Origin of the sequence: Clostridium sp. C2-6-12, assembly GCF_009928485.1 — a bacterium.
Lineage (GTDB): Bacteria > Bacillota > Clostridia > Clostridiales > Clostridiaceae > Clostridium.
In genome coordinates this window covers 131759-149048 of the sequence record NZ_JAABNP010000011.1, presented here as the reverse complement: position 1 = coordinate 149048, position 17290 = coordinate 131759, and the positions used below count along the sequence as shown (strand labels likewise).

General features: G+C 29.3%; 16 protein-coding genes. 3 read left to right on the top strand and 13 right to left on the bottom strand.

Translation table 11 applies throughout. The annotated features are described in order from the left end of the window. Positions 1 to 8: 8 nt before the first annotated feature. From GXK56_RS11365 to GXK56_RS11315, 11 genes are all read right to left on the bottom strand, one after another. Positions 9 to 1382, bottom strand: a complete 1374-nt coding sequence (locus tag GXK56_RS11365) for an amidohydrolase family protein (protein ID WP_160687579.1) — start codon at positions 1380 to 1382, stop codon at positions 9 to 11. Between the two features lie 44 nt (positions 1383 to 1426). Continuing rightward, positions 1427 to 2230, bottom strand: a complete 804-nt coding sequence (locus tag GXK56_RS11360; protein WP_160687578.1) for an ABC transporter permease — start codon at positions 2228 to 2230, stop codon at positions 1427 to 1429. A gap of 1 nt (position 2231) precedes the next feature. Continuing rightward, on the bottom strand, positions 2232 to 3095 hold the full coding sequence (locus GXK56_RS11355; protein WP_160687577.1) for an ABC transporter permease: 864 nt from the start codon (positions 3093 to 3095) through the stop codon (positions 2232 to 2234). 12 nt (positions 3096 to 3107) lie between these two features. Then, positions 3108 to 4232: an ABC transporter ATP-binding protein gene (locus GXK56_RS11350; RefSeq protein ID WP_160687576.1), complete on the bottom strand. Its 1125-nt coding sequence runs from the start codon at positions 4230 to 4232 to the stop codon at positions 3108 to 3110. A gap of 27 nt (positions 4233 to 4259) precedes the next feature. Next, positions 4260 to 5360, bottom strand: a complete 1101-nt coding sequence (locus GXK56_RS11345; RefSeq protein WP_160687575.1) for a spermidine/putrescine ABC transporter substrate-binding protein — start codon at positions 5358 to 5360, stop codon at positions 4260 to 4262. A gap of 138 nt (positions 5361 to 5498) precedes the next feature. Then, positions 5499 to 5846, bottom strand: a complete 348-nt coding sequence (locus tag GXK56_RS11340; protein WP_160687574.1) for a P-II family nitrogen regulator — start codon at positions 5844 to 5846, stop codon at positions 5499 to 5501. A 170-nt stretch (positions 5847 to 6016) separates the two neighbouring features. Next, positions 6017 to 6778: a LuxR family transcriptional regulator gene (locus GXK56_RS11335; RefSeq protein WP_160687573.1), complete on the bottom strand. Its 762-nt coding sequence runs from the start codon at positions 6776 to 6778 to the stop codon at positions 6017 to 6019. 226 nt (positions 6779 to 7004) lie between these two features. Next, the gene (locus GXK56_RS11330) at positions 7005 to 8117 is read right to left on the bottom strand and encodes an alpha/beta hydrolase (RefSeq protein ID WP_160687572.1); all 1113 of its coding nucleotides are present in this window, start codon (positions 8115 to 8117) and stop codon (positions 7005 to 7007) included. 686 nt (positions 8118 to 8803) lie between these two features. Further along, positions 8804 to 10060, bottom strand: coding sequence for a DUF1015 family protein (locus GXK56_RS11325; protein WP_160687571.1), 1257 nt, complete (start codon positions 10058 to 10060; stop codon positions 8804 to 8806). Between the two features lie 21 nt (positions 10061 to 10081). Then, a complete protein-coding gene (locus tag GXK56_RS11320; RefSeq protein WP_160687570.1) occupies positions 10082 to 10990 on the bottom strand; it encodes a D-2-hydroxyacid dehydrogenase in 909 nt (302 codons plus the stop codon). Positions 10991 to 11512: 522 nt separating this feature from the next. Further along, a complete protein-coding gene (locus tag GXK56_RS11315) occupies positions 11513 to 12088 on the bottom strand; it encodes an FtsX-like permease family protein (protein WP_160687569.1) in 576 nt (191 codons plus the stop codon). 993 nt (positions 12089 to 13081) lie between these two features. On the opposite strand from GXK56_RS11315, the gene GXK56_RS28150 reads away from it, so the two are divergent. The 3 genes from GXK56_RS28150 to GXK56_RS28140 are packed head-to-tail and all read left to right on the top strand — an operon-like array spanning position 13082 to position 14400. Then, positions 13082 to 13438 carry a hypothetical protein gene (locus GXK56_RS28150; protein ID WP_243156085.1) on the top strand — a complete coding sequence of 119 codons (357 nt, stop codon included), beginning with the start codon at positions 13082 to 13084 and terminating at the stop codon, positions 13436 to 13438. Next, a complete protein-coding gene (locus tag GXK56_RS28145; RefSeq protein WP_243156084.1) occupies positions 13423 to 13905 on the top strand; it encodes a hypothetical protein in 483 nt (160 codons plus the stop codon). Before GXK56_RS28150 ends, GXK56_RS28145 begins: the two co-directional genes overlap by 16 nt. 15 nt (positions 13906 to 13920) lie before the next feature. Then, on the top strand, positions 13921 to 14400 hold the full coding sequence (locus tag GXK56_RS28140) for a hypothetical protein (RefSeq protein ID WP_243156083.1): 480 nt from the start codon (positions 13921 to 13923) through the stop codon (positions 14398 to 14400). Positions 14401 to 14489: 89 nt separating this feature from the next. Here the strand turns inward: GXK56_RS28140 and GXK56_RS11305 are convergent, their stop codons facing one another. Then, on the bottom strand, positions 14490 to 15011 hold the full coding sequence (locus GXK56_RS11305; protein ID WP_160687568.1) for a hypothetical protein: 522 nt from the start codon (positions 15009 to 15011) through the stop codon (positions 14490 to 14492). A gap of 13 nt (positions 15012 to 15024) precedes the next feature. Continuing rightward, positions 15025 to 17217: a peptidase domain-containing ABC transporter gene (locus GXK56_RS11300; RefSeq protein WP_160687567.1), complete on the bottom strand. Its 2193-nt coding sequence runs from the start codon at positions 17215 to 17217 to the stop codon at positions 15025 to 15027. Positions 17218 to 17290 lie beyond the last annotated feature (73 nt).

The window sequence follows — 17290 nt, the reverse complement described above, 5'->3', positions numbered from 1 at the left end:
TAAAAAACTTATTTCCATTTCCATAAATCATAGTTTCCTTTAATAACACTTCCTGCTTTTACATCTAAAACATCTTTTCCTTTTACAGTCATCACTCCATTAACAAATACATATTCAATTCCTTCTGGCCTTGTTTCAGTTAGTCCAAAACATGGATAATCTGCCTTATCTTCTATTATCTTAGGATCAAATATCAATATATCTGCATCAGCTCCAATTTCAATAGTCCCTTTACTTTCTAAACCCAAACGTTTTGCTGGCAGATAAGTGCATCTATTAATAGCCTCCATCCATGAGATTCTATGTTGTTCCCTTACCATGGTTCTAAAAAATTTAGGATATGTTCCTGCATCTTGAGGGTGACCTGGAACACCCTTATCATATAAAGTTCCTCCATCTGTACAAATCATCACATAAGGCTTATCCAAAATTTCAAAAACTTCATATTCTTCTCCTACCATACCAATTCCAGTATCCTCTGGCGAATCACGCCTAAGTTCTTCATAAATTTCTTTAGTTAATCTTTGACCTTTATACTTACCGGTTCCTGCAATTAAACTGTTATAGTCGCAGCCCCATTTCTCCAAACACCCTTCATCAAAAACAGCACTTCCAATAGCAGTTGCAAAAGCACTATATAAGCCGCTATCCACTGATATATCTAACCCTTCTGCCAAAGCCTCTTCTATCATATTCAGTGCCTCAGTTGCCATCCCCATTCCAAATTGATATGTTAAATGAGAAATATTTACTGCTGCACCTGTTTTTCTAGTTATATCAATAGCCTCTCTCAAAGTTGAAAGTCCCCCATAAGAATCTGACCTTGTATGAATAGATACTAACTTTCCATATTTAGCTGCAATTTTAGCTAATTCTAAAACTTCCTTTTTTGAACTTCCAGGGACATATTCAAGTCCAAAGGATAATCCATAAGCTCCATCCTGAAACGCATCTGTTAAAAGGCTTTTCATTTTTTCAATTTCCTCATCATTTGCCGCCTTATATCTATCCCTAACTCCAACTTGTTCTCTAAGATTCGTATGTCCGATCTGCTCTATTTGATTGATTAAAAAATGTTCATTTTTATCATAAAATATCTTTAGATTCTCTGGAGACATTCCACAATTACCATTATATACAGTAGTTACTCCCATAGCAGCCATGATACTTGCGCAATCTAAATTTCCTTCAACATGTGCATGAATATCTATAATACCTGAACATACTATTTTATCCCTAACATCTATTTCAGCTTTTCCCTCTATCTCTTCTCTTGTAATGTTTTCAATTTTACCCTTTAAAATTCCTATATTAGCTATAGTACTTTTCCAACGTTTAGGATCCATTATAGTGCCATTTTTTATAACCACATCATATTTCATATAAAATCCTCTTTTCTATTTCAAGGTACATATTTATAACTGCTCTATGCTTTAGCTTTTAGTTTTTTTACTTGGAAGAAAGTATTTATAACAATAATTAAAATTGTAACTAGCATTATAACTGTTGATAATGCATTTACTTCTGGTGTTACCCCTGTCTTTACCATAGAAAAAATCTTTAAAGGCAAGGTAGTACTTCCTGGCCCACTTGTAAAAAAGCTGATTACAACATCATCAATAGATAATGAAAAAGCAAGCATTGCTCCTGATAAAACTCCTGGCAGTATAATAGGAAGAGTTACTTTCCAAAAAGTTACGATTCTATTAGCTCCTAAATCCATAGCTGCTTCCTCTAAAAATTTATCAAATCCAGCAAGCCTTGCTCTTACTGTTATTACAACAAACGGTATGCTGAAAGTAATATGTGATAAAGTAATACTTATGAGCCCTAATGGAATGCTTAAAACTGAATATATTGAAAGCAGTGCTACTCCAAGTACTATTTCTGGAATTACTATAGGTATATATAATAGCTTATCTATAACATTTTTCCCTTTAAAATTATATTTACTTAATCCTATGGCACCTATTGTTCCAATAATTGTTGAAATCACAGTGCTTAAAATACCTACAATCAAAGTATTAATTAGAGCTTCCATTAAAGTTCTATTTTTAAAGAAGGTTCCGTACCATTGGAAAGTAAAACTCTCGAAAGTAATGTTTAACTTTGAAGTATTAAATGAAAAAATAATTACATAAAATATAGGAAGATATAAAAATAAGAAAACAAGATAAATATAAATATTTTTAAACACTCCAGATATTCTTTTTTTCTGAGTTTTTGTCATTTTATATCCCTCCTAAATCATCCATATTTCCACCTGATTTTTGATATAACCATACAAGTAGTAGGGTTATTACTATTAGAAATATTGAAATTGCTGAACCTAAAGGCCAGTTTCTTGCTGTTATAAATTGATTCCTTATAACGTTACCAATTACTTGAGTTTTATTTCCTCCAAGTAAATCAGTTACAAAGAAATATCCTAATGCAGGAATAAATACTAAAATGCCGCCTGCAAATACACCAGGCATTGTTAGAGGTAATGTTACTTTTAAAAATGCTTTAGCTGGTTTTGCACCTAAATCGCTACATGCTTCTAAAAGTGACTTATCTAACTTCTCAATTGAACTATACAACGGCAGAATCATAAATGGTAAAAGCATATATACAAGTCCAATCATAACCCCTGTTGTGTTATACACTAATTGTAAGGGTTCTTGAATTATTCCCCATTTTATAAGGATTGAATTAATAATTCCATCTTTTCTAAGTAGATTAATCCACCCGAAAAGACGTATTAATGAACTTACCAAAAATGGGACTATTACCATAGCCATAAACACAGTTTTCTTTATAGTAGTTTTCTGAGCTATGAAATAAGTAAATGGATAAGCAATTAATATACAAACAATAGTTGTAAATGCTGAAATTATAAGTGATTCACCAAACACTTTTAAATAAAGTGGATCAAATACCTGAATAAAATTATCTAATGTAAATCCAAGAACAACTCCACCATAAGCTCCTTTCTTCATAAAGCTCATAATAAATACATAAATAAATGGAATAGCTACTAATAATATCATCCAAGCTGAAACTGGACCAACTGTAACAAGGAGTGGTAATTTTATTTTCTTTTTACTTTCCATTTAACTACCTCCTTACTTTATTTGGTTTTCTGCTGTAAATACAGGATTATCTATAACACTGAAAATTTCTTGGTTTTCTGATTTAATAACCACTGCATCTTCCTTATCCCAATAAACGCATATTTCTGAGCCAATTGGTAATAATTCATTTTTAGGATTACTATTCATTTTTACTTCCATTCCTGTTGGAAGTGAGATGATTGTTTTATTTACATTTCCAATATAAACATGCTCTTTAACTGTCCCTGCAATTGTAAATCCTTCTATTGGAATTGTTGATAATTTAATATTTTCTGGCCTTACTAAAACATAAATTATTTCATTATCTTTAACCTGTGAATCTACTGCCAAAACCTCTCCTGTTTCTAGCTTAATTTTTAACACATTATCATTTTCTTTACTTACAACTCCATAAAAAATATTTGATTCACCTATAAAATCTGCTACAAATTTGGATTTTGGCTTTTCATATATTTCTTTAGGTGTTCCTATCTGTTCTAAATCTCCACCATACATAATTGCAATTCTATCGCTCATGGTGAGAGCTTCCTCTTGATCATGTGTAACGTAAACAAAAGTAATTCCAAGTTTCTTTTGAAGTCGCTTTAGTTCAAATTGCATTTGCTTTCTTAATTTTAAATCTAATGCGCCTAAAGGTTCATCTAACAATAAAACCTTAGGCTTGTTTATAAGAGCCCTTCCTATTGCTACTCTTTGTTTTTGTCCTCCTGATAATTGGTCTGGCTTTCTATTTTCAAATCCTACTAATTGAACTAATTCAAGTATTTCTCCAACACGTTTTTTAATTTCTTCCTTATTTACTTTTTTTACAGTTAAGCCAAAAGCTAAATTTTCATAAATAGTCATATGAGGAAATAAAGCATAATTTTGAAATACAGTATTTACTTCACGCTCATATGGTTCAGTATTTTGAATCTCCTTACCTTCAATATAAATATTTCCACTTGTTGGTGTTTCAAAACCTGCTATCATCCTCAAAGTTGTGGTTTTACCACAACCTGATGGGCCAAGCATAGTTAAAAATTCGCCCTTTTTTATTTCAAGAAATAAGTCTCTTACTACATGATTATCTCCATATTTTTTATTCACATTATCTATTTTTACTATAGCCTCCAAATTGATCCCCCCAAGTCTTTTTTATACTTAGCCTTTGAATTTAGTCCATAAATCAACTATCTTAGAAACATTTTCTCCTATATCAACTAAACCTTGACTCTTTTTAACCTCTTCTGCTGGAATATTCATTATTTTATTATTTTTAAATTCATCACCTAAAATATCTCTTGCTGCTTTATTAGGGTTAACATATGGGAAATTTTTAGAAATGGTAGCACTTACTTCTGGATCTAAAATATAATTCATTAGTAAATCTGCATTTTCACTATTCTTTCCACCATTTGTTTTCATCATCATATCAAAGGTAAAATAAATTCCTTCTTGTGGATATACTACTTTAATAGCTGGATTCTCTTTTGCTGCCAGAGCACATTCTCCACCATAAACAAGACCTAAGGAACATTCTCCATTTAATAATAATGTCTTTGGACTGTCCCCATTAAAAGCGTGGATATTTGGCTTAAGTTGTGTTAAAAATTCTTCTGCTTTCTTTAATCCTTCATCATTAGTATCATTTATTTTATATCCATTAGCCATTAATCCAATTCCCACTACTGGTCTAGCATCTTCAACAACTACCATTGTGTCTTTATATTTAGGATTTAATAAATCTTTATATGATTTAATATCATCTTTAATCTTATCTGTATTAACTGCAATAAGTATGCTTGTTCCTAAATACGGAATTGTATATTCATTTTTAGGATCATTGGGTTCCTTTAAATATTGTTCATCAATATTTTTATAATTTTCAATCTTACTTATATCTAACTTTTGAATTAAATCTTGAGATTTTAATATTTGTGTATCTTGAGCAGGTCCAATGATCATATCATAAGTACCTTTACTGCTTGATTTTACTTTTGCTAACATTTCATCTGGATCAGTATATGTAGTTAGGTTTACCGTAACTCCATACTTTTCTTCAAATCCTTTTAATACTTCATCTGGTAAATATTCTGACCAGCAGATAACATTTAACTCCTTACTGCCTGTAATAGCGGCACTTCCACTATCACTAGACGCCTGTTTTGCACTTGTACCTCCGCATCCAACTAAACTCATAGCCGCTATTGTCCCAATCATTATACTTAACATAAACTTTTTTAACTTTCCTCTTTTAACCATAAAATTCACTCCTTACAATAATTTTTTCTAAGTATTAATCTTTACTCAATATCTTTAAATTTTCTTTTCCTCGTTATAAACAAAAAGATGCATAAAGATTTCCTCATCTTCATGCACCTTTGCATATAAATTATTATTTTATAAAGCCTTAATTCCTCTTTCACCTGTTCTTATACGAAGCGCCTCTTCAACATTTCTTATAAAAACTTTTCCATCTCCAACATGGCCTGTTCCAACCTTCTCTACTATAGCCAAAAGTATATCCTCAACCTTATTATCCTCTACAACTGCTTCAACCTTTATCTTAGGTAGTAAATTAATGTTTGTTTTTAACCCCTTAATTTCATTTACTCCTTCTGAAGCACCTCTTTGAGTGCCACACCCCATAGCGGTTGAAATTGTCATACCTCCACAATGATATTCATCTAAAATACTTTTAACTATTTCTAATTTTTCTGGTCTAATTATTAAAACTATTTCCTTCATAAAACTTGCCCCCTCTACTCATTAAATTATATTAAATTTACCTAATTTGTTTTCTTACTACTTCTTGTGAATAGTATAATATCAATGTCCTTTCATAACAATTGACCAAAAACACCATTTTAATTATACTTTTTAAGATATATATACTCATAAAGTAGTAATTAAGATTTCTATTCCTTTTCTCGTATCATTTTAAACAATTGAACTCTGTTTTTAACTTCCAATTTTCTATATATATTTAAGATATGTTTTTTTAAGGTATTAGTTGTAACACATAGCTTGTCGCTAATTTGATTATTATCGAGACCCTTCATCAATTCATGTAAAACTGATTCTTCTCTTTTAGTAAGACCATATATTTCTGTACATTCAGAAACAGATATCTTTTCATTTTTAATTGAACTATTATTTAAGTCTTGGTATAACCTAAAAGCTAAATGTTCTTTTATAATGTCTAAAACAAAGGTATCTTCATACACGAAATCACTTTTACCTTTAAATCTAAAGAAACATACTACTCCAACAAATTGATTTCTATATGACAAAATCATATTTAATGTATGATGCCAATTATTAGGTTCAAAATATTTCTTATAATATTCAGTTTCTACTCTCTTTTCTTCTGAAATAATATCACTTTCTCTATATACTTTGCTTCTACCACCAAACATTAATCCCCTGCTATAGTCTATGCTATCGTACTTGTCCATATAATCTTCATCTGGTCTTGGTTCATAATTATAAAATACTGGATTAGCTAAAGTATGGCTATTTAATTCAGCTGCAACATAAAAATCAGCACTATCAAAATCCAAAATCAAACCCATTTGAGTGAGAAAATTTTTCCTCATAGTTACACAATCTTCAATAGAATTAATTTGATAAATAATGTTGTTAATAACCATCCAGTCATTTGTTTCTAAACTGCGCATGACTAAAACCCCTCCCCTAATATTTTAACTCCCAAATATATATGTATTAAAAATCAAAAGGCATATGCCTCTCTCATCAATAAGAGAATGCATATGCCTCTTTGCACATTATTTTATTATTTATATTTTACTCGCTAATTTTATTACTTTCAAGATTATGATTTGATTATTTTTTTATCATAATATACTACTTTAGGAGTATATCCATTAAGGATATTAAATTTTTTTATAACATTTTCATAGCATTTGCTATTTCTATACATAAATCTTCTGCTTGAGCAACATGTCCTAATTTATCTATAAAGGCATGAGTCATACCTTTATAACGAAATACCTTAACATCAACTCCTGCATCTGAAAGTTGCTTAGCATAAAATTCTGTATGCAAGCGTAAGCCATCAAATTCTGCTCCTGCCAAAATTGCTTTTGGAAGACCTTCATGAGATTTCGCAAGCATAGGACTAACATAAGGATCATAAATTTCTTCTTCATTTGAAATGTAAGTCTTCAATAACATATCATCTTCAAACTTTGTTGGTCGTCCAAGACCAATGCAATTTTTAATAATATCCTTTTGTTCATCACACATTTTGAAGAAATCTTCATTCCATTCATATCCATCAACCTTAGCATCTGCCATTGTAACTGCTGGATATATAAGGACTTGCATAGCTATCTTCGGTGTTCCTTCATCTTTTGCCTTTAGACACACTGCCGCTGTATAGTTTCCTCCAGCACTGTCTCCACCGATACATATTTTATCACTATCAATTCCATAAGCTTCGGCATTATCATAAACATGTTTAATTGCATGATAATTGTCATTTAAGCCATTTGGATATGGTTTTTCTGGTGCTAAAGAATAATCAACATTAAATACTACTGCATCTGCAAGCTCAGCAAGTAATTTACAAAAGTTTTCTACAGTATAGACACTTCCTCCTATCCATCCGCCACCATGAATAAATACAAATGCAGGACGCTTTTTATTTTTTTCAGATTTTCTAGGATAATAGCGCCATAATCCAACCTTATTACCGCTGCTAGTTAGCTCTTCATATTTTGTATGTATTTCAACTGTATTCAAGTTATAATTGGGAAACCCCATGTTATCTCTCATCATAGGAACCATTATTTCTAATGGAGGTGGCTCTACAGATGGCTTTTCATCTATGTTAGTTACCCAAAAGCCTTTCATAAAACCAAATTCTACAGGATCTAAATAACCTTCCCGTTCTTCTCCAGGTATTGGCTTTAAAATAACTTCAATTCCATTATTTTCAATTATAGAAGTACACTTTTGAAGTTTTTCAATTGCTTTTTCATCATATTTTCTCAATTTACATTCCTCCTTTTATAATTTTACTGTTTAAATTATAATTTTTCTCCATTATTCTTTATTACATTTTTATACCAGTAAAACTCTTCTTTTTAATTCTCTTAATCTCTTAATGCCATTTAAATCAAATTTCGTTATGATTAGCATATACAAAGCAATATGGTTTACCATAACCTTCATGTGTATTTACAAGATCAATTGCAAACCATGGTCAATATCCAAAAAGTTTTATCCCATCTGTAATTACAAGCTTTGCTTGTTCATATGCTTAGGAATATAATCAATGCGATAATCATCTTTAATGCTTTTTCCCTCTTTAATCTTATCATAGGTTCTAAAAATATATACACAAATTTTTTTATTTATTTTATATTAATTTTTATACTTATTATAATTAACTTATGCTCAAATATAAATATTTTTGTTTCTTCTTTTCGTGAATATAACCTTACGGCAATACTTTTGAATTTCACTTATCAGAAGGCTTAAGTTAATGAGGAAAAATTTTACATCCAATTCTAAAATAAAATCCTAATTCCAAACGAAAAAAAGAGCATAAATTCGAATTAAGAAAGTCCATTCAAAGGATCTTCTTTTCCCGCTTTTATGCTCTGGATTATATTCTGTTTTTTGTTCTCTGTTAATAATACTTCGCCACGTAATCAATCTTTTTTTGACAGGGACACCTACTTTAATTTATGGACAAACAAGCCACTTCTAAGCTTAGGTTCAAACCATGTAGATTTTGGCGGCATTACTTCACCTATATCTGCAACACTCATAATATCACTTACTTCAGTAGCATACATTGAAAATGCTATCTTCATATCTTTATGAACTCTTTTTTCAAGTTCTTTAAGACCTCTGATACCTCCAATGAAATCTATTCTATCTGAGGTTCTTACATCTTCAATTCCTAGAATAGGAGTTAGTACATTGTTTTGAAGAATTGCAACATCAAGACTATCTATAGGATCTTCTGCATCATATATTCCATCTTTAGCTTCTAATAGATACCATTTATCTTCTACATACATACCAAAAGTGTGCTTTTTAGCAGGTTTAACAGGTTCTTCACTAGTTGATTCAGTAACAACAAACTTTTCTTGAAGCTTTTCAATCAATTGATCCGTAGTTAAACCATTTAAATCTTTAACTACTCTGTTATAGTCCATAACCATCAAATCATTGTCTGGAAATGCAACTGCTAAGAAATAATTAAATTCTTCCTCACCAGTATAATTTGGATTTTCTGCTCTTCTCTTAAGTCCAACCTTAACAGCAGATGCTGATCTGTGATGTCCATCTGCAATATATAAATAATCAATTTCTTTAAACAAATCAATTAATTCGCTTATTATAACTTCATTGTCAATTACCCATACAATATGAGTTATGCCATCTTCAGCAACAAAATTATATACAGGTTTTCTTTTACTTTCATTTTGAATCCACGCATCTATTATTTCTGATGCAATTTGATCTTCTTTATATGTTAAGAAGATAGGACCTGTATTAGCATCACAATAATCTACGTGATTAATTCTGTCCTCTTCCTTATCAGCTCTAGTAAATTCATGCTTCTTAATTACATTATTGATATAATCATCAATAGATGCACAAAATACTATACCCGTTTGAGATCTTCCATTCATTATTTGTCTATAAATATATAAACATGGTTGTTCATCCTGAATGTATTCTCCATCTGATATCATTTTATCAAGATTTTCTCTAGCTTTTTCGTACACCTTTGGATCATGTATATCTATTGCTGGATCTAAATCTATCTCAGGTCTATCAACGTGAAGAAATGAATGCGGATTTCCAATTACCATTTCTCTTGCTTCCTCGCTGCTCATTACATCATAAGGTAAAGCAGCTATTTTGGAAGCTAATTCATTAACTGGTCTTATTCCCTTAAACGCTTTAACTACTGCCATTAAATTATTCCTCCCAAACAATTATAGATTAAAGAATTCTTTAATTATAGAAACAACCTCTTCACCAATTCTTGTTTGAGCCTCTTCTGTTGCTGCTCCAATATGTGGTGTTACACTTACTTTAGGATGATTAACCAATGTTTCATTTTTAGTTGGTTCTTGTTCAAATACGTCAATACCAGCCCCAGCAATTTCACCTTTATCAAGAGCTTCAATTAATGCTGCTTCATCAACAACCTTACCTCTAGCACAGTTAATAAGGTATGCAGTGTTTTTCATTAATTCTAATTCTTTCTTTCCAATTAATGATCCAGCAACCTTATCATATGGTACATGAAGTGATATAAAGTCAGAATTCTTTAAAACTTCTTCAAATGATACAAAATCATAAGTCAAATCGTCATGTTTCCCTTCAATTGTATAATATACAACCTTCATTCCTAAAGCTTCAGCTTTCTTAGCTAATGATTGACCAATTCTTCCCATTCCAACAATACCAAGAGTCTTACCTGCAATTTCAGTTCCTTGGTATTTCTTTTTATTCCATTCACCATTTCTCATAGTGTAATTAGAAATAGCAATAAATCTTGCTAATGCAAACATATGTCCAATTGCAAGCTCTGCAACTGAATCTGAACTAGCTGCAGGAGTATTTTTTACTGTTACCCCAACACTTTCTCCTGCTGGAATATCTATATTATCTATTCCAACACCAGCTCTAATAGCTAATCTTAATTTTCCGCCTTCTTCTGCTTTAAATACATCAGAAGTAAGTGTAGTAGCTGATCTGATAACTATTGCATCAAAATCCTTTAATTTTTCACCTAATACATCTTGCTCAATGTGTTCATTAATAACTTCTGCCCCCAATGTTCTTAATGCTTCAATTGATGCACTTTCTAATCCGTCGTTTGTTAATACTCTAATCATTTTAAAAAATCCCCCTTAATTATAAATATGCTTATTGCTAAAATCCCCAAATCCCATCAAAACTATCTGAATTACAGTTTCACTGGATGTGGACGCTATACTTATTTTTTATATTTTACTACTTATTTATTACCAATTCAATACTTTGTTATTTATAATCGTGATTTTACAAATTAATTTGCATTTTGGAGGCAATACAAATACTAAATTAATTGTAAAACATATATTTATTTAACTAATTATAAATATAGCAAAGTATGATTCCTTAGCTTATAAATGTAGAATAAATTAAATGATTATAAGTAATTTCTCACTTTAACTATTTTAACATTCCGTTCATCCATTCTATGCTATAAATCTTAATATAATGCATTTCTAGCTAATGCATTTTAACTTTTTATTTTGGGCCTGGATTTATTGTAAATACATTGCACCAATCGACAATATTATTATAATGAAAATATTCTTGTTTTGCTTTTACTTAGATTAAGTTCTAACTTGTTAATTATATCTCTAATTTTCTTAAACTTCAGAATTAAGAATTTTTCTTAAGGCGATAATATTGGCTATAGGTCCTATAAATGCACCTGCTATTCCAAATGACAAAAACACTTTTATTATAAAAATAATTTGTACAGAACTTAATTGGGAATTATACTCCAACATTTCAGTGGAAATAAAACTATATAAAATAAATAGAGCTAAATTTCCAACAAAAGCTCCTATAGTTCCTACAACTAATCCTTCAATAATAAACGGCCAGCGAATAAACCAGTTAGTAGCTCCAATAAGCTTCATTATATTTATTTCATCCCTTCTAATAAATACAGCCATCTTAAATCCACTTACGATTAATAATACTGAAATAGCCGGTAATATCAAAAATATTCCTATTTCGGCCATTCTTAAGACAGTACTAATTTCATTATATCCTTTAAAAAGAGTTTCTGAACTATTATTAACCGACAGCAAATACAGTAAAAACATTCCAACAATAAAAAACGTTACAGATACAGTACTTATAGAAAAAATAGTTATTGCAAAATTTCTCTTTAAGTTTTTGACTGCGTGAAAGAATAAAAATTTAAATGTATTCATAATGTACCATTACCTTTCTTAATCACTGGCTTAATAAATCTTACAAACAGGTGCCTATCCAGGCAAGATGGAAAGTGAAGCAAATTAATATCGGTAACAGAACTTTTACCAATTCCATGTTTATATCATTAAGAGTATTATTTAGTGAATTCTGTCCGAAAGCACAAGAATCGTCAACCATTTCTAGAAATAAACCGGCTGTTTGAATTGCTATCGTATCATCGTTTATCTTATTTATATACACACGCATCATGATTATTTTCAAATCCTACCAAAAATTAGCATCTTCAAATTTAGATCAGTTACTTAAAACTTCATGAAGAACCCATGCCTTATTTTAGGGGCACAACCTAAATCTCCAGTTATAGTTATAAGCTTTACTTTATCTAATGATAATATTTAAAATCTTTTTCCTAGTTCCGAATATTGACGATTCTGTTTATCTAAAGCTAAACTATAAGTTATTTTTCAAAGACCACTATATATAGAATTTCATCTCTAGTAACTATAATGCTTTATTATTTGGGGTAGCTATAAATATATTCTTAAATTATTTCTATATACGAATGAAACAATTTTATACTTACTAAAAAACAACATATTCTCTTTCATGAATATTTAAGGCTGTGTTTTCATCTATGTAAAAAGATGGTTTCTTTATTTTTTACTTAAGAATAAATTAAGTCTACTTTTAATTATTTACTCTTTACAATCCATTTCTCTAACTAATAACTTAACAAGTCGCTAAAGTCATTTCTCTTAAAGCAATAAATTTGATAATTTTAATAATTCTGGACAGTCAAAAGTTTTATAAAAAAAGTTAACCCTTTTGAATAAATTTATAGTATCCTTTTAATTGCTTAATAAAAAAGGAGATACACTCTACCAAAAGAATTAACTAAAATTAGTTTATCATAATATTGGTAGAGACAATATAGATTTATGTGGAATTTATTAAATAAAATTTTAGCCAACTTTAAAGAATGTTTTTCAATGCAAGCTTCATTTAACTGGTTTGTAATTATTATAATTGGTCTTATGCTACGTTCAGATTCATTTGGATTAACATCCATAATTCGTGATTTGAATCTTTCGCATAGTAGCTATGCTACGCTGATACATTTTTTTCATGCTTCATCATGGACCCTTGAAACTATAGCAAATAAATGGATTCAAGTTGTTAAAAGCTTTGCTCTGATTTATAAAGAAGATGGTATAACAATTCTTGTAGGCGATGGTGTTAAAGCTTCAAAAGAGGCTAGCAAGATGCCAGGCGAAAAAAACTACACCAAGAATCTGAAAATTCTTCAAAATGAGAATATATTTTTGGTTATATGTTTGGTGGTATAGGAGTACTTGCAGGAAATAACTCAAAGATGTTTTGTATTCCTCTTTTAATTAATCTTCAAGATGGTGTAAAAACTATCCGAAGCTTGGTACAGCCAGAAGAAAAACATGAATCACATATTGTTCAAATGATTCATAATGGCTTTTCGATCTCAAAAAAATTGGGCGAAAAATCAATTCTGCTTTTAGATAGATATTTTCTTTCTGTTCCTGCACTTATAGCCTTAAGCAATCTAAATAAAAAAAATGGCAGTACACTACAAATTGTAACAAAAGCTAAAAAATCTTGTGCCACTTATGAACAACCAGGCGAATATAGTGGACGAGGACCATACCATAAAAAAGGAGCTTCTGTTAAGTTAAAAGATTACTTACAAGAAAAAAAGGAATCTTTTAAAACAACTACAGTTAAGATTTATGGCAAGGAGCAAGAAGTTAGCTACTATTGTATAAATCTTCTTTGGGGATAAAAATTATACCAAGCGTTGCGTTTTGTACTTGTCAGTTACAACGGTATAAATTCTATATTGGTTAGCACAGATCTTAATCTAAATCCAGAAGTAATAATAAGGCTGTACAGCTATCGTTTTAAAATCGAGTGTACATTTCGTGAACTAAAACAAGTTATTGGTGCTTTTAGTTATCAGTTTTGGAATAAATCAATGCCAAAGCTAAATAGATTTAAGAAAAAAACTGAAATTGATGCTATTGAAATGTATGTTATGTGTAGTTGTATTGCCATAGGATTATTACAAATAATAGCATTAAATTTTTCATCAACTGAATTAAATAATAAAATTTTTAGATATTTACGAACACCATCAAAAAATATAGTTTCAGAAACAACTGTAGCATGCTACTTACGAAAAAACATTATTCGCATTATGGCTAAAAATGCGAGTTTAAGCATAATCAAAATAATTAAAAATAAACAGGTAGACTCTTCATTTTATGAGGACTTATAGGTTTCTTAATGATAAAGAAGTTTTGACTGTCCAGTAATAATTAAATTTAACCAAAACATTTTTTACAATTATTAATTTAAAATTTCAGGCTATTTGATTATTTTATTTAATATGTATTCAAAATAGGGTGTCTCGTAACTTATTATACTCACATTCGCTTCCATTCCATTTTTTATATTTACATTGTTCCCTTTTTTATCCGCAAGTATATTAGCATATAATTTACATGTCGCTGTATAAAATTTTTCTCCTGATTTTTCATCTATCACAATATCATTACTTATATTTTCTACTTTAGAAATTATTACTCCATATTCTTTTTGTGAAAAAGGTATAATTTCTAATTGTACTTTGTCTCCTTCTTTTATAGTTCCAAAACTTGTATTTTTAATATATATATTGCAAATGCTATCTTTGGGGTATACTTCACCATGTGCACTAATTACTATAGTCTTTTTTGCATATATAGACCAAATTATAGTGGAAATTAACAATAACATTACTATATAAAATATATATTTTAATAATTTATATGAACATGAATCTAAATAAGCATTCATTATATCTTTGGCATCTGTAACATCATCTAAATTTTCAATCTTATATTTCATTGCGATACCACCTTCATACATTGTTTACAAGTATATTATCTAATTTATCAACACTTTGTACTCTCCATAAGTTATAATAATAACCTTTTTTTACCAATAGTTCTTTATGAGTACCTGACTCTACTATATTTCCTTTATCTATAACATATATCATGTTACATTTCATAATTGTACTTAACCTATGTGCTATTATTATTGTAGTTAAATTTCCTGCACATTCTTCCAATGTCTTTTGTATTGCTTTTTCTGTTATAGAATCAAGATTAGAGGTTGCTTCATCCATTATTAATATTTCTGGTTTCTTTAACAAAGCTCTAGCAATTGATAATCTTTGCCTTTGCCCACCAGATAAATTCATTCCCTTTTCTTCTAAAGGTGTTTCATATCTTAAAGGTAAATTTTCTATATATTCATGAATTTGTGCTTTCTTACAAGCATAAGTCATATCTTCATAAGTTATATTTTTATTAGCAAATTCCAAATTTTCTCTTATAGTTCCAGAGAACAAAAATGAATCTTGCGATATATAACTGACCTTATCTCTTAATATTTCCTTATCTATATCTTTTATATTATAATCATTTATAATTATTTCACCATCTTCTAATTTATAAAATCCCATTAAAAGTTTTGCAATGGTTGTTTTTCCTGAACCACTTTCTCCAACTAAGGCTATTTTATCTCCCTTTTTAATATTCATGCTTATATCATTTAATACTGGATCTCTAACTCCATATTGAAAGTTCACATGCTTTAAACTTATATCGCCAATTAATGATTGGGGTTTAACTTTTCCATTTGTTGACCTTTCTAACTCCAAATCCAATATTTCTCCTAATCTATCACTAGCAACTACTGCTTCTTGTAATTGTGGTTGCAAATTTATCAACCTTTCTATTGGTTGAATAAAATAGACAAGCAATGCATTAAAACTTATTAATTCTCCAATAGTTATATCTCCTTTTAAAACTAAACTACCTCCAAACCATAATAAACATATACTAAATATACCACTTACCACACTCTTTAACGTACTTTGAAGATTATAAATGTATCCATGTTTAAAATAACTTTTCATAAGTTTTAAAAACTTATTTTCAGTTTTTATTTCTACTAAATTTTCACCATTAAAAGCTTTTATTGTTTCTATTCCTTCTAAAGATTCCACTAGATAAGATGTTAATATAGCATCATCTTCCATGACTATTCTATTGATTTGTTTCAATTTATTTTTAAATCCGAATACTAAAATTAAATACATAATTATCGGAATTAAACAACTAAAGAATAACTTTGAACTTTGAAGATATAAAATTATGCCTCCAACAAGCGCCATTATAACATCAATCATTAAAGTTATAGTTGCTGATGAAATTGCATTCCTTATTTTATTTCCATCATTAAATCTAGAAATAATTTCTCCTACTTTTCTTGTACTAAAAAAATTCATAGGTAATCTTATTACATGCTTGTAATAACCTAACAATAATGGAATATCTATATTTTGAGCCATATAAATAAGTAATATACTTCTAAAAAATTCTGTTACAATCTTAAAAATAATTAAAATCAACATTGCTATAGAGATTGAAAATAAATTGCTATTTAATTTATTAGGCAAGATGTCATCTATTAAAAATTGGAAATAAAATGTTCCTGCCATACCTAATATAATTATTAATAGAGACGATATAAATATGTTTATTAACAAGCCTTTTTGAACTTTTATTAGTCCCCAAAATCTTTTGAAAAGCCCTTTGCTTTCATCACCTTTTTTGAATGTAGCTGTAGGAATCATTAAAATTAATATATCACTCCATATTTTGAAAAATTCTTCTGGAGTGTATTTAATCATGCCTCTAGAAGGATCTGCAACTAAAATATATTTCTTAGAAATTTTATGTACTATTACATAATGCAATAATATATCATCAATAATAACATGCGCTATTAGAGGTGTCGGCAAATTATCAAATATCTCTTCTTTATTAGATACCCTTACTGCTTTTGTACTAAATCCTAATTTTTCTGATGCTTGTACTAAACCATAAACTGAGGTACCTTCTAAATCTGTTCCTGCTACTTCCCTTATTTTTGATACTGGTATATTTAATCCATATTGTTTTGCGATAGTAGCTATACATGCAGGACCACAATCTTTTATGTCATGCTGTTTTACACAATAATATTTTTTTAGTATATCCATATTTCCACCTTTTATATTGTATTTTCTACTATAATTAATTATTTATCATAATTTAACTTTTAAGAAAAGCCGA